Source organism: Paenibacillus sp. FSL K6-1122, assembly GCF_037977015.1.
GTDB lineage: Bacteria > Bacillota > Bacilli > Paenibacillales > Paenibacillaceae > Paenibacillus > Paenibacillus amylolyticus.
The window spans coordinates 6728691-6752537 of sequence record NZ_CP150272.1 but is presented as its reverse complement, the minus strand read 5'-3'; the positions used below and the strand labels follow the sequence as shown (position 1 = coordinate 6752537).

Below are 23847 nucleotides of genomic sequence, written 5' to 3'. Positions count from 1 at the left end.
GGCTAATTGGTGCGGCTGAACTCCTTTGGTGAGGGGTGGTGATGAATATGGGCATAGGGATTAGCTTGTGTATGATCGTGAAGGATGAAGCTGTGTCACTCCAGCGGTGCTTGAATGCAGTCAAGGATGTTGTGGATGAGATCATCGTTGTGGACACAGGTTCGATAGATGATACAACTGAAATTGCGCGTCTCCATGGTGCCGTTGTAATTCGTACGGAATGGAACGGAGATTTCAGTGAAGCCCGTAATCTGTCACTGGCCGCTGCTACGAAACCGTGGATTCTGGTGCTTGATGCGGATGAGGTATGGGCACAGACCCCTCAGATGAAGACAGAACTCATGCGGTTGTTAGCGGCAAGTAGGGCTGACGTGTGGGGATACTGGATACAGGTCACAAGTCTGCTGGGTATGTCCGGTGAAGAGCATGTGACGGATGCGGTGTGTCGTTTGTTCCGAAATGATCCCCGAATTGCCTTTCAGGGCAGAATTCATGAAGAGATTGCTTCTTCCATCATGGCACTGGCTCCGCAAGGTGTGCTTCATTCTGGACTTGAAGTCATTCATTACGGATATCTGGAGCAGGTGATTACCGACAAAAATAAAGGTGCACGGAATATGCAGTTGATTCGTTTCGCGTTGAATCAGGAGGGCGATCAACCGGAGTTGTTATATGCTCTGGCCGCAGAATGGTTTCAGCAAGCGAAGTATGATGAAGCACTCCGTTTGTTACAGCCATTATTGGCACAGCTTAAGCCGGAGTGTGGATATCACTCGGATCTGGTGCTGAAAACGGCTTACGCCTGGCGAGAGATTGGCAGCCCGGAACGGGCGCTTGCTGTAGTGGAAGCATGGGCGCCCGTGTATGAGGATTTTCCGGATTTGTTGGAGTTTGGTGCTGTACTTGAACTGGATCAAGGGAGAGAGGACGTGGCCTTGAATTGGTTAAAACAGGCTAAATCAGCTGCTTCCACAGCCAGCAGGTATACATCAGTCTCTGGTGCTGGGACCTATCGTAGCCTGACGCTGGAAGGCATGGCATATGAGCGGGCTGGCCGTTGGGCAGAGGTAGAAACCGCGTACACGGCGGCGCTGAGCATGCAACCCGGCAGCATGGCTGCATGGCAGCGGCTGTTGTTGCTGGCCGCAGCCACAGGGCGGCCGCATGCCATCGCCAGCGCAGCCGCCCGGGTAAGCTTGCCGCCTGCGGCATGGCAAGCGTTGATCCCGGCCGCGCTTGCCGCGCATCGGCCGGATTGGCTGCTACGCCATGCGGCGGCGCTTGCTGGCCCGCTGCGGGCACAGCCGCTGGCCGCCGGGCTTGCGCTGGCCCAGCTGGGCGAGGACGCCTCGGCTCGGGCGGCTTTGCAGCCCTGGGCGGCGCATGCGCAGCACGGGCCAGAGGTGGCCCTAGCGCTGTGGGCGCTGGGCCACAAGCAGCCCGGCGGGCGCAACGCCCGAGCGGCGGCTCGCCAGCAGGCAGCGATGCCCGCCGCGGCCCACGCCGCCGAGGCGCTGCTGCTGCGCGGGGCCACGGCCCGCAGCAGCGGCCTGGCGTGCAGCCCGCCCCGCGGCGCAGCGCCAGGCGGCCCGACCGCGCCTGCGCCGGGCGGCGTGCTCGCGGCTGCGCAAGCGCTCGCCGGCGTAGGCGCCTGGGCCGCATGGCTGCGCCTGCTGCAAGCCCTGCCGCCTCGCGGTGCGCTGGCGTTGCTTGCAGCGCTTCCGCCTGCGGCACGCTGCGGGTTGCTGCGCGCACCCGCGAGCGTCCGCGAAGGGCTGCTTGCGCTATGCGGCACGCCTGACGGCGCGCAGCAGCCCCAAGCGGACGAAGTGCCCGCCTCGGAGCGCACCGCTCACGCAGTCCTCGCGGGCACGCTCGCGCTGCTCGCCGGGCGGCAGAACCTGGCGCGTGAATGGGCCAATTCGGCCCAACTCACTGCGCGGCAACCTGCCGCCACAGGTCGCCCGGCGACGACAATCCCGCCGGGCCTGCAAAACCTGTTGCGCCTGACAGCACCCGGCGCAGCCTATGCCAAAGAGTACACCAACCAGTGCAACATGTTACTGGTACACCTATAATTTCCTTTAATCTTTAATCTTTAATCTTTAATCTTTAATCCTTAATCACTAATCACTAATCTCTTATTTCTAGTCTCTAGTCCCCAACCTCCAACCCCTGTACATCCCCACATATTCCCGCACTAGCCCATCCGATTGAAATTGCAAAAGCAACGGAGCTACCGGTAATCGGAGCATTTCCCGAACCGTGTATTGTTCCGTTGCTAATGGGTCGAGCTCTCAAGCCCTCAATTTTCCACTCTGCACTTAACTCTAAGTAACCCAATTTGTCTCAACCTTTGCATATCACCGCTCGAAAACAGCGGATCGGCGTGCCGTACATATCAGACCAGATGGCATCGTCTGGCTCTTTCACATTCAGCTTATCTTCAATGGTTAATCCGGTGACAGCCATGATTGTCTCCAGCAGATCAGGCCGCATCTCGGGCACATCAAAGGTAGCGATTAACTGTCCGTTTGGTTTCAGCACCCGAGCGAATTCACGAAAAGCTCGCAGCATCGTGCCTGTATCCAGATGCTCCAGTACAGAGATACAGAACACCCGATCAAACTTACCCGACTCGTACGGAAGCTGGGCCAGATTAGCCTGTGCACGGTGCAATCGGACGAGAGTTGATTCCGGCAGATCCTGAGCGGCTTGCTCCCCAAAATCAGAAACAATATCCAGTCTTATCGCCTCTTCAGACAAAATGCGTTCATCCCAGTCACAGGCGTGAACCTCGCGGCAGTGTTCTGCAAGCCAGAATTTGAATGGATGGGAGATGCCGCAGGCTGCATCAAGGACCACATCATCTGGACGTGCAAACCGCCGGGCCCATTCATATTCGTAGGGACGGCTCCACCATGCCGGATGCAGCGGGAAGACCAGTGTGTCCGTTTTAGGGTCACTTTGCCGAATGTATCTTGATTCCATGAATTCCGTTGCCTTGGGCGTATCCATCATCCCCGAATTCCCTCCTTCAATCCTGTCTCTGCCAAAAAAGATTCCAACACCGTGCTCCACCGGCTCCGCCACCTGGCAAGATCATAGGACAGTGCAGTCTCGCGCGCATAGATTCCCAGTCGTTCTCGCTCGGCCCGATCCTGTACAAGGCGTACCAGTGCAGCGGTTAGTTCCTGCTCACCAGGAGGTACCAGCAGTCCATTAAAACCATCCTGAATCAGATCATTCAATCCGCCAACATTGGAGGCAATTACCGGAAGTCCACAGCTCATCGCTTCCAGACAGGCATAGGAGGTGCCTTCCGAGAACACAGTTGGAATCACAGCGATATCTGCCTGATGGTAGGCCTCCCGAATATCCCGGAAATCATACGTGCGCTGGTTAATTCGCTCCGCATGTGGATGAGTACGATGCCAGTAACGAAAGACTCTCCCGACTGTACTGCCTTCAACCAGTTCCCCGGCAAATTCAACCTCCAGATCTGGAAAGGCTCCAAGTAGTTTATCCGCCGCCAACATCATTGGAATAATACCCCGCTCCATGCTGATGCGGCGTGGATAGATAATGCGAATTGGTCGGGGAGAGGTCATACGGGCATCCACAGTTTTCTTTTCAACCTGTCCCTGAATCGGACCATTAATCTGATACTCAACATCTGCTTCTACTAGAATTTCCGTAGCCCAATCCTTTGAATTCCGGTGATTATGAGCAAACCTATACGTTTCGCCATCTGCCTCGACTTCTTCCCGTTTCGATAACTGTAAATGGAGATCTACCGTTTCTTTCCCCTCTGGTTCTGGATCGCTATCTGTATCCCCACCTCCATCTCCGTTAGCCTTACCACTGTTCGCTCCATCACGACTCATTCCACCCTTGCCTTTTACAGCTTGCACCCCTGATATAACTGCACCAACATTTTCTTCATGACTCGCCAGATCATTCTTCCATGCGACAAGCCATTCGTCTTCCTGTTTCTGCTCGAAGGTTCGTGTTGGTGGGGCTGGTGTGAAATAAGACGTATCCACCGCATTGGGAATCAGGACAACCTGCCTTGGATCGGTATAGGTGCACGCAGCCCGGCAAAAGGTTTGGAAATGGGAATCCACGGATACAATGCGCACGAGTCCATCCAGAGCCAGTTGAATATGTTCCGCGACTTGTTGTTTGGTCTCCAGTGGCAGTCCGGGACGATCCCAGTTAATGCCGTGACAGATGCCAAGACTGCCAGGTTTGTAGGTAATGGGTTGCCACAGACAGCTGGCATAGATCACGGGGCCGCGCGCTGCGGCTGCCATCCGGTCAAAGGCTTCCGGTACATTATCCATGTCGTACGAATAACCAAATACGTCAATCTGCTCCGTCCGAGTCTGGAATTCTTCAAAATAGGACAGCTGATGAACTTCGGGAATATGCCCGAGTCCCCGGATGACACTGCACAGATCCAGAATGTAACGTTCCAGTCCACCACCAAATACACGACCGAATTCCCGGTTGTACCCGTCGGTGAAACTATGCGTCAGAATACTCACCACGCCCATCTCACGGTCCCTCCTTCCAGGGGATCAACCGAGGTTCCGGATCGAGAATAGACTCGTAATGTGCAAGATTGCCCCACTCACCGCTAGGATCAATGCGCTTGTAACGCAAATATTTACGAACCCGGTCCTCCAGACTGCCTGCCCATCCGAGATGCTGAACCTTCAATTCCGTGCTGACCCCAGGCAATACCGTGCAGGACAAGGGAAGGCGGGGAACATGATGATTCTGTTGTGGATAAAAATAAGGATATCCAGGCATATACCGTACAAGTGAAGCGGTATGCCGTTTGTGCAGAGACCAGAGATCATCTTCCCGGTAGTGGGTCCGGCCACCCCACATATCGTAGAATCGGAATGCAAACCAGTCCGCATACTCCTGATTAATCAGAGTGCGTATGGCTTTCTTGGCCTCTGAGCTGTACAGCTCATCCGCATCAACTGAGAGCAACCAGTCGGGACATGTTCCCGCAGCCGCTTGCCACAAGGTGTTGCGAAGTCGCCATTCCTCGGCGAACAGTGGTTTCTCCAATACCTCCAGACGGACCACCTTTGGATAGGCTTTGCATATGTCCGGTGTTCCGTCTGTGCTGGCATCGTCCACAATGACGATTTCATCCACGAACTCACTCAGATCATGCAATACTTCTTCAAGGTATCGGCCACGTTCATTGCGAACCTGGAGCATGGCGGTCAGCTTGTTGCCTTTGCTTTTGCGAACCCGACGAATGGAGAAAGGCTCTTTGAATACACTTGTTTCCTCTTGTGTTACAGCAGCATTCTGTTCTGCCTGACCTTGTGAATCATTCCAGTGATGCACTTGGCTTCGGATGTCCTGCGTTGGTTGTGCATGATCCGGGGTGTGATCGCCATTTTCCAATGCGTCTGTATGTGTTCGATCGACTGTTTCGGTTGGCGTGTAAGTGGTTTCGGTTCGGATATTCCTGTGCACCATTGGCCCATTCAACTGTTGTCTACGCTTCTTCGGGTCCAGCATCATGGCACCTCCCCAAGCAATTGCTGTACAGCATGATCCAACAGCTCCAGCTCGACAATCCGGGCCAGCGCATCTTCATCCTCCAGTGCTGTCTCAAGGAAATGTCGGACTGCCCCGTGTCGTTCCCCTCGCAGTGCCAGCGCACTGCCGGATAATTGCTGATAATCCCGGCGACTGGCATCATCCTGAATATCGACTGCATGCACCAGAGCCAGTGCTTCTTCCACACGTCCAGTCTCCTGGTAAATGCGGAATTTCCAATGTCTCGCCGTTTCTCCGCCAAGTTCGTCCAGGATACGCAGGGCGTTTCCGTAATCATCGTTCATACGGAGTAGTTCCGCTCGTACAAGTTGATCCTCTCCCGCCTCAAACCAGCGACAGAGCTGTTCATAATGATGCCGTTCTTGTTCATCGGCTGCACTAATTCCGTACACCCGCAGGGCGTCCTCCAACTGTCCGGACCGGGCATGAATGGCAGACAGGAAGCGATAGTGGGAGACCACACAATCACTGCGACCGTTCAAGACCGCGTGGGTAAAGGCCTCTTGCAGTGAATGGATAGCCCGAGGATCTTCAAGCAAGTACTCATAGGCTGCCAGCAAAAAGGATATCGTCTCATGTGCACCTGCTTTGGCACGCAACTGACGGTAGAAGTCGGCACGTACACTGCATTGAAGCAGGGTGACGCTATCTGGAGTGCCTGACAGGATCTGCCGCAGCGCATGCAAGAAGAGCAGTTCGTAGTCCCGGAGAGGGACTTCGAGATCATCCTTTTGCATCGTACCCGCAGGTGCAGGGTCTTCTCCGCCCAGCCAGATGGCACGTACGCCTTGGAATAACAGCTTCATATAACGTGTTTCGGAGGATGTGCCTACCAGATCGGCGATGCCGACCAGTTTGGAAATACTGCTCTCCCATAGCGGAGATTCTGCTTCGTTTCCAGCAGGCTCAGGGAGCAGGGCAATACATAGCTCAGGCTCCAGCGAAGCTGTAGCCATTAGCCAGTAGGGATGGGCGACTACGGCTACGGTGCGAGGTTCCAGCAATAGCTGCTCAGCCTCAGGGAGGGAGATGATGGTAATGACCGGAGGTACATCTTCTGTTTGCGTCAGGCTGCTGACATAGTAGACCTCTCCCTCGATCGACAGCAGTGCAGCAATATCGGGATAGGGAAAGGATGACCAGCCTCCTTTGCGAGGGAAGAGAACATACCGGACAGGGGGCAGTGTTGTACTGGCCTTATCCAGGCTGGCTTCGGTGTCTTCACCTGGTAGTGGTGCAGGTTTTTCCATGAATAGTTCACCTCACCTTGACTGTAATATGGAGCGTCATTCGCTCTGCATGTGTTTCATGCTTTCACTTCATATGTAAAGCCCTCACGGTACTTCGCATGATATGCCTGAGACTAACATATGGGCATTCCGTCCCAAACATGAGTATCTTCCATGAATAGATGAAGTTGGCAAGCTGTGATAAAAGGCTGAATTTTATCTTTTGTGTGACCAGGATCACTTTTTTTTGCTCTAGAGAGGAAGATTGTGATAATTCTCACATGTATAAAATAGGTAATCTGGCACAATACGTTCATCAACGTATTTGGCGGACAGACAGCGAAGGTGCAGCTTCAATGCCAAATACGCATACTGCGAAGTGAACAGAAAGAAGGGGTAACGGTATGGATCCGATTATGTTATCGCGTATCCAATATGCACTTACAACGATTTTCCATTTCTTTTTTGTCCCGCTATCCATCGGTCTAGTACTGTTGGTTGCGATTATGGAGACGTTGTACGTTGTTAAGGGTAAGGAAATCTACAAAACGATGGCGAAGTTCTGGGGCAAGCTGTTCCTGATTAACTTTGCCGTCGGGGTAGTCACAGGTATTTTGCAAGAGTTCCAGTTTGGTATGAACTGGTCCGAGTACTCCCGATTTGTCGGAGACGTGTTCGGTGCGCCACTGGCTATTGAAGCGCTACTGGCGTTTTTTATGGAGTCTACATTTATTGGATTGTGGATATTCGGATGGGATCGTTTGTCCAAAAAAGTGCATCTAGCCTGCATCTGGCTGGTGTTTGTCGGCACATTCCTGTCCGCGCTGTGGATTCTGGCAGCCAATTCATTTATGCAACATCCTGTTGGGTTTGAGATTAACAACGGCCGAGCCGAGATGAATGATTTCTTTGCACTCATCACGAATGGTCAGTTGCTCGTCGAGTTCCCACATACAATCTTTGGGGCATTGATGACAGGAGCCTTCGTTGTAACCGGGATCAGTGCCTACAAATTGATGAAAAAGCAGGATGTGGAGATCTTCCGCAAATCGTTTAATATCGCGATCATTATCGCTCTTGTTTCTTCATTTGGTGTAGCTTTCTCCGGACACTTCCAGGCGCAATATCTGGTGGAGACACAGCCGATGAAGATGGCAGCCAGTGAGGGCACATGGACAACGACAGAAGATCCGGCACCATGGACGGTGGTCGCTTTTATTGACCCGGATAAACAGGAGAGTACGGGTGAGATCAAAATCCCTGGATTGCTCAGTTATCTGTCCTACAGCAAGTTCTCCGGTAGTGTCAAAGGTATGAAGGAGCTTCAAGCTGAGTATGAACAGACGTATGGACCGGGGGACTACATCCCGCCGGTACGGACAACATTCTGGAGTTTCCGCATTATGATCGCAGCGGGTGGTTTAATGATTGCATTGGCGCTATACGGTACGTTCCTAGCCATGCGTAAGAAGCTGGAGGTCGCTGGAAAGTGGTTTATGCATCTGATGGTGTTCGCCATCTCCCTGCCGTTTATCGCCAATACGTCAGGTTGGATTATGACCGAGGTAGGAAGACAGCCATGGACAGTATTTGGCTATATGACAACCGAAGCCGGGGTCTCGCCGAACGTATCCGCAGGAACGATCCTGTTCTCGACCATCGCTTTTACCGCTGCGTATACGGTTCTCGGAATCGTGATGGTATACCTGTTCGTACGTGAGATCAAAGCAGGACCGTTTGCGGTCGAGAAGCCAGAAGATCACGATGAATCGGCCGATCCGTTCGGCGTGGATGGAGGTTATTCCGTTGTCACTAAGTGAGTTGTGGTTTTTGCTGATTGCCGTATTGTTTGTTGGTTTCTTCTTTTTGGAAGGTTTTGATTTTGGGGTGGGGATGTCTACAGGCATTATCGCCAAAACAGACCGTGAACGTCGGACTCTGATCAACTCGATCGGTCCGTTCTGGGATGGTAATGAAGTATGGCTGATTACGGCGGGGGGAGCAATGTTTGCTGCCTTCCCGCACTGGTATGCCACGTTGTTCAGTGGTTTTTACCTGCCACTTGTGGTGGTGTTGCTTGCCTTGATTGGCCGCGGAGTTGCTTTCGAATTCCGCAGTAAAATGAAACAGCAACGCTGGCGCAAAACATGGGACATCATCATTGTTGTCTCCAGCGCGCTCTTGCCTTTCCTGTTCGGCGTGGTCTTTGCCACATTGATGAAAGGTCTGCCCATTGATGGGGAGATGCAGTTGCGTGCAGGATTCCTCGATATTGTTAATCCGTACACCGTGATTGGTGGCTTGAGTGTAACGCTGCTGTGTCTGGTTCATGGATTGCTGTTTGCATCACTACGGACAGTAGGTGATCTCAGAGAGCGTGCCTTGAAGACAGCGCAAAAGTTGATGCTGCCGCTGGTTGCACTGCTCGCCGTTTACGCGTTAATGACGTATTTCATGACGGATGTGTTCGCCGTACGCGGCTGGGCTCTTTGGATCATGGTTGTACTTGGCGCAGTTTCGCTTGCACTTGCGGCATACTTTGTTCGTCAGAAGCGTGAAGGCTGGGCTTTTGGTATGACTGGAACAGTGATTGCAATTGCCTTTGCCTCGGTCTTTATCGGACTTTTCCCAAGAGTGATGGTGAGTTCCTTTGGGGCGGCGTATGACCTGACTGTATACAATGCCGCATCGGGAGCGTATTCATTGAAAGTAATGACCATTGTAGCTTGCACATTGCTGCCGTTTGTTCTTGGCTATCAGATCTGGAGTTATTATATCTTCCGCAAACGTCTGAACGAGCAGCACCACCTGGAGTACTAATATGGGACGGGGGCTGATGAAGCTGCCGGGCATCCGGCCGGTACTTGCGCTGGCCTCAGCGCTGGTGCTGCTACAGGCGATGACGATCATTATGCAAGCCAAATGGCTGGCACAGGCCATCACGGCATTGTTTGAAGGTTCATCCGTAACGGAGCAGTACCCTGTACTGCTGCTGTTCCTGGCTGCTTTTGCCGCCCGCTACGCCCTATCCTTCTGGTTACAACTCGTGACTTCACGATATGCGGAGAGGACAGGGACTGATCTGCGCAGACAGATGGTGGAGCAGTGGTTCAGGCTCGGGCCGCGTTATGCCAAGACAGAGGGCACAGGCCATCTGGTCACACTGGCACGTGAGGGAACAGCTCAATACAAGACGTATCTGGAACTATTTATTCCTCGCATGCTGGGCATAGGATTCACACCCATCGTCATTTTGCTGTATGTGTTCAAGCTGGATCTGATGTCCGGGGTTATTCTGATGCTGACACTCCCAATCCTGATCGTATTCATGATTCTGATTGGCCTCGCAGCTCAGCGTAAGATAGACGGACAATTCAGATCTTACAAAGCACTCGCTAACCATTTTGTTGATACCTTGCGTGGACTAGAAACGCTAAAAACATTGGGACAGAGCAAAACACATGAAGGGTCCATTTTGCGGGTCAGTCAGCGGTATCGGAAAGCAACGATGTCTACTCTGCGCATGGCTTTTCTTTCTTCGTTTGCACTCGATTTCTTTACGATGTTGTCCGTTGCTTCCGTAGCAGTTGGTCTGGGATTACGTCTGACAGAAGGGCATATGCTACTTGGCCCTGCGCTGACGGTACTGATCTTGGCACCTGAATATTTCCTGCCTGTACGTATGCTCGGCGCTGATTATCATGCCACATTGGACGGTAAGGAAGCTGGAGCGGCTATCAACCAAGTGATTGAACGGGGGAAAGCTGCTGAACAGAAACAAAAAGAAGCCTATGCAAATGTTGTTGCGCATGCGGACATGGCAGAGGATGGGACGGGATATGCATCATTGTCTTTGGGTAAAAGGAAAGCCGCTACTTCGACCATACGTGTCGTGTTGAATGATAAAATGGCTGCGGGGCATCTTGCTCCTGATTCTGCTTCTGTTTCTACTACTCCTGAGCTTGTTTCTTCCTCTTCCTCAGTGTTCTCTTGGAATGAGAGTAGCAGACTAGCACTAACGGATGTACAGGTACGGCATGATGATGAAGGTCCTTATTCGCTAAAGGATGTCACATTTCAGATCACGGGTCTTGGCAAAATCGGTATTATTGGTGCCAGCGGAGCAGGCAAGTCCACGTTGATTGACGTATTGGCTGGATTTCAGCTGCCTACTTCGGGTCAAGTACTGGCTAACGGCCAGCCGGTTACACCAGATATGCTCGAATCTTGGCAAAGACAGACGGCAGCTATCCCACAGCATCCGTATATTTTCAGTGGAAGCCTGGCCGATAACGTTCGTTTCTATATGCCGGAGGCTTCGGATGCGGAAGTGGCCAAGGCCATTAGCGCAGCTGGATTAACCAAGCTACTGTCCTCATTATCCGGTGGACTGTATGAGCCCATTGGGGCTGGTGGCAGACAGCTCAGTGGTGGGCAGGAGCAACGCGTGGCGCTGGCAAGGGCCTTGCTTAGTAAACGAAACATCCTGCTGCTTGATGAACCGACAGCTCATCTGGATGTAGAGACAGAGTATGAACTGAAACAGACGATGCTGCCGCTATTTGAAGGGAAACTTGTATTTTTGGCTACCCATCGTCTGCATTGGATGCCGCATATGGATCGGATTATTGTCATGGATGGCGGCACAGTGGCAGAGACGGGAACACATCAGGAGTTACTGGCACGACAAGGCGTATATTATCAGATGATTCAGGCCCAGATGGAGGCGATATAAAATGAAGTCCGGATATGAGCATATGGAGACCGTCCGTAACGGAAAAGAAAAAAATAGCTGGATTGCTCCGTATGTGGCACAGTACCGCTGGAGATTCATCGCAGTTATTGCGCTGGGTACATGTGCTGCCTTGTGTGCGGTACTGCTACTGTTCACCTCCGGATTTCTGATCTCCAAGTCTGCGCTGCGTCCTGAAAATATTTTGATGGTGTATGTACCTATTGTTGGTGTACGTGCATTTGGGATATTCCGCGCCGTGTTTCGATATATCGAGCGATTGGCAGGACATGATGCCGTACTGCGGGTGTTGGCCGATCAACGGGTGAAATTATATCGCATTCTGGAGCCACAGGCCCTGTTCCTGCGTTCTCGTATGCAGACCGGGGATGTACTTGGAGCACTCGCCGATGATGTGGAGCGGTTGCAGGATATTTATCTGCGCACCGTTTTTCCCGCCGTTACCGCACTTGTGATGTACGGTGGGGCTGTGATTGCCTTTGGCAGTGTTGATCTGGGATTTGCGGTGTGGATGGGCTTGTATATGTTATTTCTCGTTGCCGTGTTACCTGCGATCTCCCTGAAAGTGACGTGGAAATGGCGTGTACGGATGAAAAAGGAAAACAGCAGGTTGTATACCCGTCTGACCGACGGTGTACTTGGACTGGGAGATTGGCTTGCAAGTGGACGAGTGGCCGAATTTGTTCAGCAACAGGAAGAAGCGGAGGAACAGGTCGACGCGATTCGTCGCAAGTTGCGGCGCTGGACACGCTGGCGTGATCTGATGGCTCAGTCTGTCATTGGCCTGCTGGTGGTATCGGTTACGTTATGGGCCGGAAATGCCGCTTCTATCGGGCAATTGCCTGCCGTGATGATTGTTGCTTTTGTGCTGGTGTTATTTCCACTTACGGAATCACTTCTGCCTGTAGGGGATGCAGTGGAGCATCTTCCACAGTACCGGGAATCACTGGATCGCTTGAAACAGCTCGAAGGGAAAGGGTATCTTCCGTTGCAGAATGGAGTTGGTGATGCTGATGGAACGGGCGAATCGATCTCTGTAGTAAAAAACGGCAACGTGATGGCTGGACAGACATCGGAGTCCTTGCCAGCTGCGAATGTTATCCCAGACAGACGAATTCGTCTTCGCATTCCACCCAAACTCAGAGCAGACATCGAGATTAATCGCGTAAGTTATCGTTATGCAGCGGATGATTCCTACGCCGTACAGGACGTATCCCTTCATCTGCCACAAGGCAAACGATTAGCTATTCTTGGACGAAGCGGCGGCGGCAAATCAACCTTGTTGAAGCTGATTCAGGGGGCATTACTTCCGTCTGCGGGGAAAGTTCTGATCAATAATATGTCTGTGCAGACCTTGGGTGAGAGTGTCACGGATGTCATCGCAGTACTGAATCAGAGCCCATACCTGTTCGACACCACGGTAGCCAATAATTTGCGGATTGGTCGTCCACATGCAACGGATGAGGAGATTCGTCAGGTGGCCGCCCAAGTAGGGTTATCCGGTCTAATCGAATCTTTGCCGCAGGGATATGATACGCCAATGCTGGAGACGGGCCTGCGTTTCTCCGGTGGGGAAAGGCAACGGATCGCTCTGGCCCGGGTACTGCTTCGGGAGACACCTGTTATTATATTGGATGAACCAACCGTAGGGCTTGATCCGGTGACGGAACGAGAGTTGATGCGCACCATCCTGGACAACTTGCAAGGCAAAACGATGATCTGGGTCACCCATCACCTGATTGGTGCGGAACAGATGGACGAACTTATTTTTATGGAAAATGGAAAGATTGCCATGCAAGGTTCTCACGAACAATTGCTGGCTGGGGAAGAGCGATACCGCCGTCTAATCGAACTTGATCGGCCGGGGTGGTCTGACTTGCAGACAGTAGAGGGCAAGCTGCCTACTGCCGCTTCCAGATAGCAGGAACTTTCTCGGCAAATGGAAGCGAATAGCGTGTCTCAGGTTCATTAAAACAAAATAACACAAACAAGGGATGTCCCCTGTCATATTCATGACTTATGGGACATCCCCTTTTCGTTTCTTGATGTGGAGTTTTATGAAAAATCGCTATGTCTATGATGTGAATTGATCTGCAGCAGCCAGTCCCAAGGACTTAACGCTCAGATTTCCTGTGCCAGCAGCATGGCTGTGCCACAGGATTGACGCACAACCAGTTCCGGCTCTACTTTAATGCAACGATTATCCATTTGTTTGTTCATCAGATCAAACAGAATCATGGCAGCAAGGCGTCCGATTTTGTCGGTATCCTGCTTGACGGTTGTGAGCGGTGGATCGGTATAACGGCAGGCTTCGATGTCGTCACAACCTGCCACAGCTATATCTTCTGGAATGCGTAACCCCACTTCCTTAAAGGCGCGAATAGCTCCAAAGGCAAGTAGATCTGTGGCTGCAAACACGGCACGTGGCAGAGTCTTGAAGGCGAGCATTTTCTTGGCCGCTTCGTATCCATCCGCTGCGGCATAATCTTTGCTGTATACAACCCACTCGGGCTTTTCATCAAGACTAAACTGATTTAGTGAACGTTTGAAAGCCATCTCTCTCTGTTGCATCACAAGAGAGGCGCGCTCCAGCCCGATAAAACCAACATCTCGATAACCGTTCATATAAAATTGTTCTACAACTTTGGTTGAGATCTTATCGTTATCGGACATGATGTAACAGGAGCTTTGTCCTGTTAGCTCGATATCTATTCCGATACAAGGAATCGGGCTGGCATCCAGGTCGAATATGCTGCTCTCGACCTCATCCCCCGCAATAATAATACAGCCATCCACTTGAAAATACTTGGATCTCGCCAAGTAGTCCTCACCCTGATCCAGAAACTTCTCATTCGAGAAGAAGAGTAGATCGTATCCAAGCAAGCCAATTTGTTTCTTAAACGCATTGATAACCTGTACGAAGAAAGGGTGGCTGAAATCCACGTTCAGCTTCCCTGCAAACACAACGCCAACGAGGCTGGATTTTTTGGTTGCCAGTGTTTTGGCTGAAGAAGATGGACGATAGCCTGTCTCTTCCATAATTTTAAGTACACGCTGGCGCGTTTCCTCGCTAATATCTGGATAGTTATTGATAATCTTGGACACCGTGGCTACAGATACGCCGGCTAAACTCGCTATCGTTTTGATATTCATAAACATCCCTCGGATTCCTAAACTGGTTTCGTAAACTGGGGCTGTATCGGTTTTTTCGCTTTCTTGCAAGTATTCTATGCTACATAGACCGGAGAGTCAACAGCAGAGAGAGGGTTTCACACTTGAAATGATATGCATCCATAGGTTTGAAGTGATCAAGGAGGTTTGTCGCGAAAATAAGGATGGATTTTAGCTCGTAATCTTAATTGTTTTACAGATTTTTAGTCCATTTAAAGGAATACCGGGTTATCTGGGGCTGTATATGAAATTATGTCATGTGCTGTGTTTCGTAACTTTCGTAACTATCGTAAAGGTTACCTTGATTTCAACGTATACCGCAATAAATAAAGCTTTTATTAAGCGGGTTGGAGCATAGAAATCAAAAAAACAAAATGACTATTTACAAAATAAAGATCTGAAGTCATAATAAGGGTGGAATTAACGAAACTGATTTCGTAGATTTAATTCAAAAATATGGGGGACAACGAAAATGAAGAAAATGACTTTAGCCATTGTACTTGTAACCGCTTTATTATGTGTGCTCGCCGCTTGTAGTAGTAGCTCTTCGGAATCAGAAGGAACTCAGGCTACAGACAGCAGCAAAAAAGTTACCTTGAAGATCATTCACTGGCAGCAAGAGAATATTAACAACTACATCAAAGAGTTTAATACGAAATTTGAAGCGAAATATCCGGACGTAAAGGTGGAGTATACTACCGTTCCGGCAGACGCGACTTACGATCAGTTGATGCAAACACGGATGAACGCCGGAAGTAATGGGGATGTGGATATCATTCCACTCAAATCAAGCTTTGTAGGCGCTCCGCAGGAATGGTCCAGTGGTGCTGCTGATCCGATGTGGAAGCAATGGATCGATGCCGGGTTAATCGGTGATCTGTCTGATCAATCTTTTATCAAAAACTACAATGAAGCGGATGTACAGAACGCAATGACGTATAACGATAAGGTGTACGGTGTAAACATGGGCAAGGTGGCATTCACAGGACTGTTCTACAATAAGGAACTCTTCGCAAAATATAATCTGGAAATCCCTACAACCTGGGATGAATTGCAACATGTTATCAAAGTGTTCAAAGACAATGGTGTCGAAGCGCTGGGTCTGGCGGGTAAAGATGTATGGCCAATAGGTCTTGCGGTGCAAGGGCTTCAGGCCTCTATTCATGAAGATCAGCTTGCTTATATCAAAGGTCTATGGACTGGTGAAACCAAGCTGACGGATCCGGTTCAACTTGAAGTCTTGCAGAAATCTCAGGATCTGATGAACAATGCAATGCCTGGTTTCATGGGTATTGACTACGGAACATTGCCCAGTTTGTTCGCTACAGGCAAGGTGGCTATGATTGCTGACGGCACTTGGGATGCAACAACAATTCAAACGGCCAACCCTGATCTGAAGTTTGGATATTTCCCAATTCCAGGTAGCAATGATGCAGCCAAGAACAAAAATCTGGCGGGTAAATACGATATGACTTGGATGGTGGTGGATAACTCACCGAACAAGGATTACGCAATGAAATGGCTTGATATGTTATCGGAGAAAGAGAACTACACGGAATTTGTGAATGCAGCCGGCTTCCTGCCTACACAGCCTGATGTGGAGATGACAAGTGAGTTTATCCAAGGCATTCAGCCTTACCTGGAGGACTTTAAACTTTCTTGGGATCAGTTGTTCATTAACCGTCAGAATGTAGGACAGTACATTTCTGAGGCCAGCGTTCACGCAGAGATGCTCAAGCCAGCCGGACCGATTGCAACACCGGAAGAGCTTGCGGGTAAATCCCAAGCGGACTGGGATGCTGCTGCTCCAAAGTAATTCATAATCATTCATATTCATGGCACAAGTTGGCCGCATGCGCCGGAATAGCGCTCGGGTCTGAGCCTTCAGGCCAGACAAGGCTGTTATTCCGGTTTTCTTATGTCTTAGTTTTACCCCATGAAAGGTGTGAGGATGATGTATCCGTTTGGGAAAGGTAAGGCAAGACTTATTCCTTATCTGTATTTGAGCATTCCGTTGTTACTTTATGTCGTGTTTGGCTTCGGTCCATCACTTGTGACGATACTGTTTTCGTTTACAGATGCTACTGGTGTTCGGGGCCAGGAATGGAGCTTTATCGGCTTTGAAAACTATAAAACATTTTTTGGTGCATCCAATGCTGGAGACCGAATGGATGCTATTGGGCGATCCTTATACTTTGCGTTTGCTGTTGTGATCATACAAAATGCAGTGGGTTTGTTTATAGCGATTTTGATCAATAAAAAGCTTAGAGGCGATAAATTTTATCGCGCGGTATTCTTTTTGCCAGTGGTGCTGGGGGTTACTGTGTCTGGACTCATTTGGCAACTCGTTGCAAATCCGCTGGGCGGACCAGCCCAGTCCTTTCTGAATTTCTTGGGTACCAGTTCCAACTTTTTTGGCGATTATAATATCGCCTTCGAACTGATTATTTTTGTTCAGATCTGGATGTACATGGGTTACTCCATGACGATTTTTCTTGCAGGTCTGCAGTCTATTCCGAGCGATCTGTATGAGGCGGGTTACATGGATGGTGCTTCGGGGTGGAAAGCATTTACAAACATTACATTCCCCATGATTGCTCCTGCATTCACCGTTAACATGCTCTTGTCTATCATAGGGGCATTGCAAACCTTTGATATTATCTATGTACTTACAGGCGGCAAGTTCAATACAACGACGCTTGCGTTTGATGTTTATGCTACGGCATTTGGCACAGGAACGGCTGATTATGGTTTGGCTTCTGCTGTGGCGATGATTCAGTTCCTCTTTGTATTTACCATATCGATGGTCGCTTTATTTTACCTTCGCAGAAGAGAGGTGGAAGCGTAATGAAACAGAGCCAAACGTCCAGAATGGTCAGCTACGTTATCGTTCTGCTCATGCTTGCGTTGTACGTTTTCCCTCTATTCTATCTGTTCAATGTATCCATGAAGACACAGACAGAGTATCTGCTCGATCCTGTAGCTCTTACTGAAGGGATCCGGCTTGAGAACTTTTCCGAAGCATGGAACAAAGGGAACTTCTCTCAGTATATGTGGAACAGTGTGCTCTATACAGGGATGTCCACCCTGCTGACGTTGATTTTATCTATATTTGCTGCATTCCCGCTCGCACGCAGATATGTTAAATTCAGCACACTCATTTATATTTTCTTTCTGATTTCCATGTACCTTCCCAACCCGCTCATTCCGCAGTTTTCCCTGATCAATAATCTGGGTCTTTACAACACCCAAATCGGGTACATCTTATTGAAGACGACAGGTACGGGCATTGCCTTTCTCATGTTTGTGGGTTATATCAAATCAATATCGCGTGAACTGGATGAGGCCTCTGCCATGGACGGGTGCGGGTATACAAGGTATCTGTTCACCATCCTTGTTCCGTTAATGAAACCAATCCTGGCAACAGGTATTATTCTTACCGCGATTGGTGTATGGAACGATATTATCGGGCCGACCATTTATTTATCTGATCCGAATTATCAGCCGGTAACCAAAGGACTCTTTACATTTTATGGACAGTACATGAACAACTGGCCGCTGCTCGCGTGTGGCATTCTGATTGTTACCTTGCCACTGGTTGTCCTGTATGTTGCTTTGCAACGTTTCATTGTTGGAGGTGCTATGGCAGGGGCTGTTAAATCGTAAGTTAGAATCACTCCGCTTTAACTGAAACGAAAAAAGGCAAGCGATCCAAAAAAACATCATAAGAAAGCCACCCTCAACGCAATGAAGGTGGCTTCTATTATTTTCATCGTTATTTTGGTTTTACAACTCTACTAACATCAGAATAATGGAGGATAGACACAGACATGTGCTGACTAGATACAGCACACCCACCACCTGATTTTGATTCAATCCGGCACGCAGCAACCGATAATGAGCTTGACTCGCATCGGCCTGATAGATCGCTTTACCTTGAATGAAACGTTTGATAACGACAAAGATGTTGTCGAAGATCGGTACACCCAGCGCCAGAATGGGAATGAAGATGGACAACATGGTCGCTTGTTTGAATGCACCATCCAGAGCGATAACCGCCAGAATGAAGCCAAGGAACGTAGCGCCTGCATCACCCATGAACACTTTGGCAGGAGCTTTGTTGTACTTCAGATAACCAATCGTTACACCGACCAGAATGATCGACATGAGTGCGGAATCACTTTGACCTTTGGCAAGCGCCACGATGAACAGGGTAATTGCCGAGATGGCCGATAACCCGCCAGCCAGTCCGTCCATGCCGTCCGAGAAGTTGATGACTGTTGTCACCCCGAAGATCCACAGGATCGTGAGAATGAATTGCAGCCAGATTGGAAGCATGACATATTCCGCGTTGAAGGGATTCACGAATCCGGTAAACGCAATGCCAGAAGCAAATACGAGTACTGCAGCAGAGACCTGTACGAGCATTTTGGGCAGGGCAGGAAAATCTTTGCCTTTTGTTTTGTACCAGTCGTCGACGGTACCAATCGTTAGCAGAAGCATACCACCAGCGACCAGAGCCGCTGTTTCCCATGTGATTTCTTTTGTAAGAGCAATGTATGTCAGGAAAAATCCAGTAAATATCGCGTAACTCGCCGTGAGCGGGATAGGTTGCCTGTGTAGCTTACGCTCCACATCTTCCCGAGGCTTGTCCACAAAATCGAGCCGGTGAGCCAATCGACCAAGCGGTGGAATAAGCAGAACCACGACAGCAAAAGACACTATAAAAGCCAGTATGTATACCATAAACTCGCTTGTTTCACTCCCATCTACCAATTTCCCCTTATTATACGAGTTAAACAGGAAATCTGTCGATGTCATTATTGTAACCAGATGTATGCAAAGGTGAGCAAAAGTTCAGGTTTTATCACATTTGAGGAAGATAGGAGCCGAAATAATGTTTTACGGTTTCTGTATGATAGCCATCATCACCTTGCCAGGTTGCTGCAAAGACAAAATCACTGGAACCACCTTTACGTTTTCTCGGTTTATCTCCAGGAGCCAGTATGCCGGCTGCCGCCCAGATTTCCAGCAGGGCATCCCGCTCCTGTTTGCTGGAAGGGAAGAGATCCTTCCACTTCTTCTCAAGTGAGCGAGCACTGTCTTTGGGGTCTTCCGTCTGAGCTGCTTCAAGCAGGTTGACCAGGATGGCTTGGTCTTCAGGGGTTACTTCATATTTCGCATCGTTGTCCTGAAGCAGTAATTCCAGATCCATCAGGCAATAGATAAGCCAGCCGTGACGCACGCCGCCCCACTTAATCCGTTCAAAATTAAGGACGTTTAAGTCGACATCGGAATATTCCTTGTCTGACTGCAAACGCAGGAAGTTACAATCTCCACAGGCACTGGTGTTAGGGTGAAGGGCAGGGCGCTCCGCATAGGTGTGTAAAGGCATGTTCAATGTTAAAGCCCAGCTGGATAATGCGCTGCGTAGATAGACTTTTTTGGTGGACAGACTATGTAGAAATGCCGAAATCACCCGTTCTTTAAACGAGTCCTCCTGATGCATGTCGTACAGACGCTGAACAATCTCGTCATGCGTGATCGTGAGTGGATCGAACATAACACCTTTGCTTTTGGCATATTCAAATTCCTCCCCGGAGAAGGGTAGAGAGGTTGTTTTCCAGCCACCACCTCCCCAGAAGGTGCTCAGCAGTATCTTTGCTGCCTTTTTGTCCATATGGTTAGCCTCCTTTATGGGAATTGCAATTATGATGAAAGTAGTTCTTCAATTTCAAACCTGCTTACTTTAGTCTACGTATTCCTCGGTTGTATTCAGAATCATCTCGACGAGTCCTGGAAAACGTGTGTTTAGTTCTTCCTTTCGTAGGGAATAAAAGTGCTGTTTACCTTCAATGCGTGGCTGGATCACGCCAGCTTCACGTAAAATTTTGATGTGATGGGACAACGTGGATTTGGAAATATGGTCAACTTCGAAGGCGGAGCAGTTTTTCTCGCCAGAACTGGCCAGACAGTGTGCAATTTTCATGCGGATCGGATCGCCCAATGCATTGCAGACCGTGGTCAGCTTCAATTCCGAAGCCATAGGTATCGTTGGAGTTCTCATATCTATGACGTTAGCATATTCGGCTTTCTCTTTCAATGTTTGAAATATTTCGAACTATAGAAGTTGAACTTGTAACTATTACACTTGTTTACTCCGATTGCAGTACCATCTTTCGATCGCTCTTATCCCCAGATTTTCTTTATTCCCTTGGTCCAAGGGAAAAATCCGGTGATAGCGTATGCTTCCGATGTAGCTTTCTTTCAGAAAGCTTTCAAGCGCACGCTTCGCTTCTTCAGATTGGTTCTGCACTCTCCGTGTTAGTGTAAAAGTCGGTCTCAACTTATATATTTCTTGCAGGCAGTATAAGAAGTATGATACATTTCTTTTCAATTAGTTCGAAAATATTCGAACTGAAAGATTAGAAAACGGCTTTTTATTCTAGGAGGAATATAAATGAGTACTATGAGTACCACTACACTGTTGAACAACTATTTCCGTTTATTTGATGCTTCACGTACAGACGAGCGCGCCATGCAGGACTTATTGTCCCTGTTTACACCGGACGCGGAGATTGTGCTTAACGGCACCAGCCGAACAGGATTCGATGGTTTTATGAAAGCTTTCTACGAATATAATAAGGATGTAAAACATATGTGGGACGCGTGGGTGCAACAGCCTGACGGCAGCTACCAGACCAACTGGGCGGTATGTGGACAAGCGGCAGACGGAACGGTATATGCCAAAGCAGGCATTGATATTGCGCGTGTGAATGATGCGGGGCAGATCGTGTACCTAGAGAATGTACAGGCTGACCAGAATGCGTTCAACAAGTATAATCAGTAATAGCGGAGTATTAATAGGTAATAATGCAATGGTTAGGAAACGAAGCTCCGCAGTCTTTCAAGCTGTGGGGCTTTTTTTGTTCGCATATTTAGGTGATTTTAAAGGCGCTGGGGACGAGGGCTTCATCACTCTGATAGCACAGTTTCTACAGGGAAATTGGTACACAAAAACTGTACATGAAGATCTGTACATAAAAATCTGTTCATGAAAAAGACCCTCCCACATGTTTTAAACATGGCGGACGGTCCTCATGAACGTGCATAAGACGTAGTCGCTAGAGCCTTAGGTTATTCTGAGCCAGACGCAGCTTAGGAGATGGTGACTTTCTGCATGGTGACAATAGTCTGTCAATTCTAACGAACCTGAGACGCGCTATTGGAGGATATTTGGCAAAAGTAATTTTCTAACGAACCACAGACAAGTTAGTAGGCTAGATATTAGGTTCTAGAGCAGTTTCGTGCCCCATGTAAGCCGATATAAGGTGGCTCAGGTTCGTTAGATTTTGAAAACATGCTAAAAGCTTCAAATAAGACGTCTACGATTCGTTAGCGTATTCCATGTTCGACTTTTTAAATCCCCGACGTGTAACATCCCACGACTTCCCTACCCTTGCATCGTCTTATTCTGAAAAGCAGCAATATCCGCATACTCTTCTTCAAACTTACGGGAGATGCGGATGAAGATGGGCAGCAATTCCCGGTAGACGCGGACACTGTCCGGGTCCGGCTGGTGCCGATACGTTGATCCGATCATGCCGGAGACGGCACTCAGGGAATCAATGCGGCCAAGAGCATACAAGCCCAGTACGGCTGCGCCGAGGCAGGAGCTTTCGATACTTTCGGGGATGATGACATCCTGATCGAAAATATCGGCCATCATCTGGCGCCATAACTCAGAGCGGGCGAAGCCGCCTGTCGCCTGAATTTTTTTCGGACGGCCAATCTTTTCTTCGATCGCCAGCATGACCGTGTACAGGTTAAACAACACACCTTCGAGCGCGGCGCGAATCATATGTTCTTTCTTATGATGCAGCGTCAGGCCGAAAAACGAACCCCGTGCATTGGGATTCCAGAGCGGAGCCCGCTCACCTGTCATATACGGATGGAACAAGAGACCTTCCGAACCTGGAGGTACATTTTTCGCGACACGAGTGAGCACTTCATATGGATCGATGCCAAGTCGTTTCGCAGTCTCCACCTCGGAAGCTGCAAACTCGTCCCGAATCCAGCGAAAAATAACACCGCCATTGTTCACCGGTCCGCCAATGACCCAGGCATCCTCCGTGAGCGCATAACAGAAGAAGCGTCCTTTGGGATCGGTCACCGGTTTATCTACGACTGTACGAATCGCTCCACTGGTACCAATGGTCACGGCCACGACGCCCGGATCAATGGCGTTCACGCCCAGATTGGAGAGCACACCATCACTTGCACCGATGACAAATGGTGTGGTGACCGCAATGCCCATTTCCTTGGCGTACTCCGGGTGCAACCCATGTTTCAGCACATGTGTGGTTGGGACCAATCGGGACAAGTGTTCCGGCGTAATGCCCGCTACATGCAGCGCTTCAGCATCCCAGTCGAGTTTCTCCAGATTCATGAGTCCGGTTGCGGAGGCCATGGAGTGATCAATGACGTATTCAGAAAATAATTTATAGAAAACATATTCTTTCATGGATATGAATTTGTGCGTCTGTCTGAACAATTCAGGCTGATCCCGGGTGAGCCACATGATCTTGGTGAGAGGGGACATCGGATGAATCGGCGTACCTGTTCTCAGGTATATTTCGTGACCATTCATCTCGGATTTGAGTACTTCCGTCCACTCGGCACTGCGATTATCTGCCCATGTCATGGCCCGCATCAGCGGTTTGCCGTGTTGATCGACTGGCAGAATGCTGTGCATGGCCGAACTGAAGGATACAAACAGGATGTCCTCTGGCTTCACTCCCGCTTTGGAAGTGGCCTGTTTAACGGACTCGATGACTGCTTTGAAAATATCTTCCGCATCCTGCTCCGCAATCGCAGGTGTGGGGGTGTATAGCGGATAGTCGGCACTGCCTTGAGCCACAATGGTTCCGTTCTGTTCGAACAAGACGGCCTTGGTGGAGGTCGTGCCGATATCTACGCCGATCATATAGGGTGAAGAAGCCATTTTGTCATCCCTCTTTCTTAAATATATAAGGTGGTGCTATTCATCCAACTTATATGGCATCTGTTATTTCATCTATAGATAAGAATATCAGACTT

18 protein-coding genes are annotated in these 23847 nt (G+C 49.6%); 9 read left to right on the top strand and 9 right to left on the bottom strand.

Annotated features, from left to right (window positions below):
• The first annotated feature begins 41 nt into the window (after nucleotides 1-41).
• Entirely contained in the window at nucleotides 42-2078 is a 2037-nt protein-coding gene (locus NSQ20_RS29990) for a glycosyltransferase (RefSeq protein ID WP_340031410.1), read from the top strand.
• Between the two features lie 271 nt (nucleotides 2079-2349).
• Here NSQ20_RS29990 and NSQ20_RS29985 read toward each other — a convergent pair whose 3' ends face one another.
• Genes NSQ20_RS29985 through NSQ20_RS29970 form a run of 4 tightly spaced genes read right to left on the bottom strand, consistent with a single transcriptional unit; the run spans nucleotide 2350 to nucleotide 6845 of the window.
• Nucleotides 2350-3021, bottom strand: a complete 672-nt coding sequence (locus NSQ20_RS29985; RefSeq protein WP_340031409.1) for a class I SAM-dependent methyltransferase — start codon at nucleotides 3019-3021, stop codon at nucleotides 2350-2352.
• On the bottom strand, nucleotides 3018-4559 hold the full coding sequence (locus tag NSQ20_RS29980) for a glycosyltransferase (protein WP_340031408.1): 1542 nt from the start codon (nucleotides 4557-4559) through the stop codon (nucleotides 3018-3020). Before NSQ20_RS29980 ends, NSQ20_RS29985 begins: the two co-directional genes overlap by 4 nt.
• 1 nt (nucleotide 4560) lies before the next feature.
• Nucleotides 4561-5556: a glycosyltransferase gene (locus NSQ20_RS29975; protein WP_340031407.1), complete on the bottom strand. Its 996-nt coding sequence runs from the start codon at nucleotides 5554-5556 to the stop codon at nucleotides 4561-4563.
• Nucleotides 5553-6845, bottom strand: coding sequence for a hypothetical protein (locus tag NSQ20_RS29970; RefSeq protein WP_340031405.1), 1293 nt, complete (start codon nucleotides 6843-6845; stop codon nucleotides 5553-5555). The genes NSQ20_RS29975 and NSQ20_RS29970 overlap by 4 nt, the downstream gene beginning before the upstream one ends.
• A gap of 383 nt (nucleotides 6846-7228) precedes the next feature.
• On the opposite strand from NSQ20_RS29970, the gene NSQ20_RS29965 reads away from it, so the two are divergent.
• The 4 genes from NSQ20_RS29965 to cydC are packed head-to-tail and all read left to right on the top strand — an operon-like array spanning nucleotide 7229 to nucleotide 13498.
• Nucleotides 7229-8644 (top strand): cytochrome ubiquinol oxidase subunit I, encoded by a 1416-nt coding sequence (locus tag NSQ20_RS29965; protein WP_076251795.1) that lies wholly within the window; start codon nucleotides 7229-7231, stop codon nucleotides 8642-8644.
• Nucleotides 8589-9644, top strand: coding sequence for a cytochrome d ubiquinol oxidase subunit II (gene cydB, locus NSQ20_RS29960; RefSeq protein ID WP_255319948.1), 1056 nt, complete (start codon nucleotides 8589-8591; stop codon nucleotides 9642-9644). The genes NSQ20_RS29965 and cydB overlap by 56 nt, the downstream gene beginning before the upstream one ends.
• A 1-nt stretch (nucleotide 9645) precedes the next feature.
• Complete coding sequence (gene cydD, locus NSQ20_RS29955) at nucleotides 9646-11559, top strand: thiol reductant ABC exporter subunit CydD (protein WP_340031402.1); 1914 nt, start codon at nucleotides 9646-9648, stop codon at nucleotides 11557-11559.
• Nucleotide 11560: 1 nt separating this feature from the next.
• Nucleotides 11561-13498, top strand: a complete 1938-nt coding sequence (cydC, locus tag NSQ20_RS29950; protein WP_340031401.1) for a thiol reductant ABC exporter subunit CydC — start codon at nucleotides 11561-11563, stop codon at nucleotides 13496-13498.
• A gap of 200 nt (nucleotides 13499-13698) precedes the next feature.
• Here cydC and NSQ20_RS29945 read toward each other — a convergent pair whose 3' ends face one another.
• Nucleotides 13699-14730: a LacI family DNA-binding transcriptional regulator gene (locus NSQ20_RS29945; RefSeq protein ID WP_340031399.1), complete on the bottom strand. Its 1032-nt coding sequence runs from the start codon at nucleotides 14728-14730 to the stop codon at nucleotides 13699-13701.
• Between the two features lie 490 nt (nucleotides 14731-15220).
• Between NSQ20_RS29945 and NSQ20_RS29940 the strand changes: the two genes are divergently transcribed.
• The 3 genes from NSQ20_RS29940 to NSQ20_RS29930 all read left to right on the top strand — a co-directional run bounded on the left by NSQ20_RS29940 (nucleotide 15221) and on the right by NSQ20_RS29930 (nucleotide 18414).
• Nucleotides 15221-16564, top strand: a complete 1344-nt coding sequence (locus NSQ20_RS29940) for an extracellular solute-binding protein (RefSeq protein WP_340031398.1) — start codon at nucleotides 15221-15223, stop codon at nucleotides 16562-16564.
• 138 nt (nucleotides 16565-16702) lie between these two features.
• Nucleotides 16703-17596 carry a sugar ABC transporter permease gene (locus NSQ20_RS29935; protein WP_340033069.1) on the top strand — a complete coding sequence of 298 codons (894 nt, stop codon included), beginning with the start codon at nucleotides 16703-16705 and terminating at the stop codon, nucleotides 17594-17596.
• A complete protein-coding gene (locus NSQ20_RS29930) occupies nucleotides 17596-18414 on the top strand; it encodes a carbohydrate ABC transporter permease (protein WP_074092669.1) in 819 nt (272 codons plus the stop codon). Before NSQ20_RS29935 ends, NSQ20_RS29930 begins: the two co-directional genes overlap by 1 nt.
• A gap of 120 nt (nucleotides 18415-18534) precedes the next feature.
• Here the strand turns inward: NSQ20_RS29930 and NSQ20_RS29925 are convergent, their stop codons facing one another.
• From NSQ20_RS29925 to NSQ20_RS29915, 3 genes are all read right to left on the bottom strand, one after another.
• Complete coding sequence (locus NSQ20_RS29925) at nucleotides 18535-19494, bottom strand: MraY family glycosyltransferase (RefSeq protein ID WP_036613004.1); 960 nt, start codon at nucleotides 19492-19494, stop codon at nucleotides 18535-18537.
• A 121-nt stretch (nucleotides 19495-19615) separates the two neighbouring features.
• On the bottom strand, nucleotides 19616-20428 hold the full coding sequence (locus NSQ20_RS29920; protein ID WP_340031397.1) for a hypothetical protein: 813 nt from the start codon (nucleotides 20426-20428) through the stop codon (nucleotides 19616-19618).
• A 69-nt stretch (nucleotides 20429-20497) separates the two neighbouring features.
• A complete protein-coding gene (locus NSQ20_RS29915) occupies nucleotides 20498-20815 on the bottom strand; it encodes a metalloregulator ArsR/SmtB family transcription factor (RefSeq protein WP_340030231.1) in 318 nt (105 codons plus the stop codon).
• A gap of 393 nt (nucleotides 20816-21208) precedes the next feature.
• On the opposite strand from NSQ20_RS29915, the gene NSQ20_RS29910 reads away from it, so the two are divergent.
• A complete protein-coding gene (locus NSQ20_RS29910; protein WP_340028149.1) occupies nucleotides 21209-21598 on the top strand; it encodes a nuclear transport factor 2 family protein in 390 nt (129 codons plus the stop codon).
• A gap of 603 nt (nucleotides 21599-22201) precedes the next feature.
• Here the strand turns inward: NSQ20_RS29910 and gntK are convergent.
• Nucleotides 22202-23752, bottom strand: coding sequence for a gluconokinase (gntK, locus tag NSQ20_RS29905; protein ID WP_340031396.1), 1551 nt, complete (start codon nucleotides 23750-23752; stop codon nucleotides 22202-22204).
• Nucleotides 23753-23847 lie beyond the last annotated feature (95 nt).

Bases quoted from the DNA above. Each gene is read 5' to 3' on its own strand.
- NSQ20_RS29990 (WP_340031410.1), top strand. From the start codon at position 42: ATGAATATGGGCATAGGGATTAGCTTGTGTATGATCGTGAAGGATGAA.
- NSQ20_RS29985 (WP_340031409.1), bottom strand. From the start codon at position 3,021: ATGATGGATACGCCCAAGGCAACGGAATTCATGGAATCAAGATACATT.
- NSQ20_RS29980 (WP_340031408.1), bottom strand. From the start codon at position 4,559: ATGGGCGTGGTGAGTATTCTGACGCATAGTTTCACCGACGGGTACAAC.
- NSQ20_RS29975 (WP_340031407.1), bottom strand. From the start codon at position 5,556: ATGATGCTGGACCCGAAGAAGCGTAGACAACAGTTGAATGGGCCAATG.
- NSQ20_RS29970 (WP_340031405.1), bottom strand. From the start codon at position 6,845: ATGGAAAAACCTGCACCACTACCAGGTGAAGACACCGAAGCCAGCCTG.
- NSQ20_RS29965 (WP_076251795.1), top strand. From the start codon at position 7,229: ATGGATCCGATTATGTTATCGCGTATCCAATATGCACTTACAACGATT.
- cydB (WP_255319948.1), top strand. From the start codon at position 8,589: ATGAATCGGCCGATCCGTTCGGCGTGGATGGAGGTTATTCCGTTGTCA.
- cydD (WP_340031402.1), top strand. From the start codon at position 9,646: ATGGGACGGGGGCTGATGAAGCTGCCGGGCATCCGGCCGGTACTTGCG.
- cydC (WP_340031401.1), top strand. From the start codon at position 11,561: ATGAAGTCCGGATATGAGCATATGGAGACCGTCCGTAACGGAAAAGAA.
- NSQ20_RS29945 (WP_340031399.1), bottom strand. From the start codon at position 14,730: ATGAATATCAAAACGATAGCGAGTTTAGCCGGCGTATCTGTAGCCACG.
- NSQ20_RS29940 (WP_340031398.1), top strand. From the start codon at position 15,221: ATGAAGAAAATGACTTTAGCCATTGTACTTGTAACCGCTTTATTATGT.
- NSQ20_RS29935 (WP_340033069.1), top strand. From the start codon at position 16,703: ATGTATCCGTTTGGGAAAGGTAAGGCAAGACTTATTCCTTATCTGTAT.
- NSQ20_RS29930 (WP_074092669.1), top strand. From the start codon at position 17,596: ATGAAACAGAGCCAAACGTCCAGAATGGTCAGCTACGTTATCGTTCTG.
- NSQ20_RS29925 (WP_036613004.1), bottom strand. From the start codon at position 19,494: ATGGTATACATACTGGCTTTTATAGTGTCTTTTGCTGTCGTGGTTCTG.
- NSQ20_RS29920 (WP_340031397.1), bottom strand. From the start codon at position 20,428: ATGGACAAAAAGGCAGCAAAGATACTGCTGAGCACCTTCTGGGGAGGT.
- NSQ20_RS29915 (WP_340030231.1), bottom strand. From the start codon at position 20,815: ATGAGAACTCCAACGATACCTATGGCTTCGGAATTGAAGCTGACCACG.
- NSQ20_RS29910 (WP_340028149.1), top strand. From the start codon at position 21,209: ATGAGTACTATGAGTACCACTACACTGTTGAACAACTATTTCCGTTTA.
- gntK (WP_340031396.1), bottom strand. From the start codon at position 23,752: ATGGCTTCTTCACCCTATATGATCGGCGTAGATATCGGCACGACCTCC.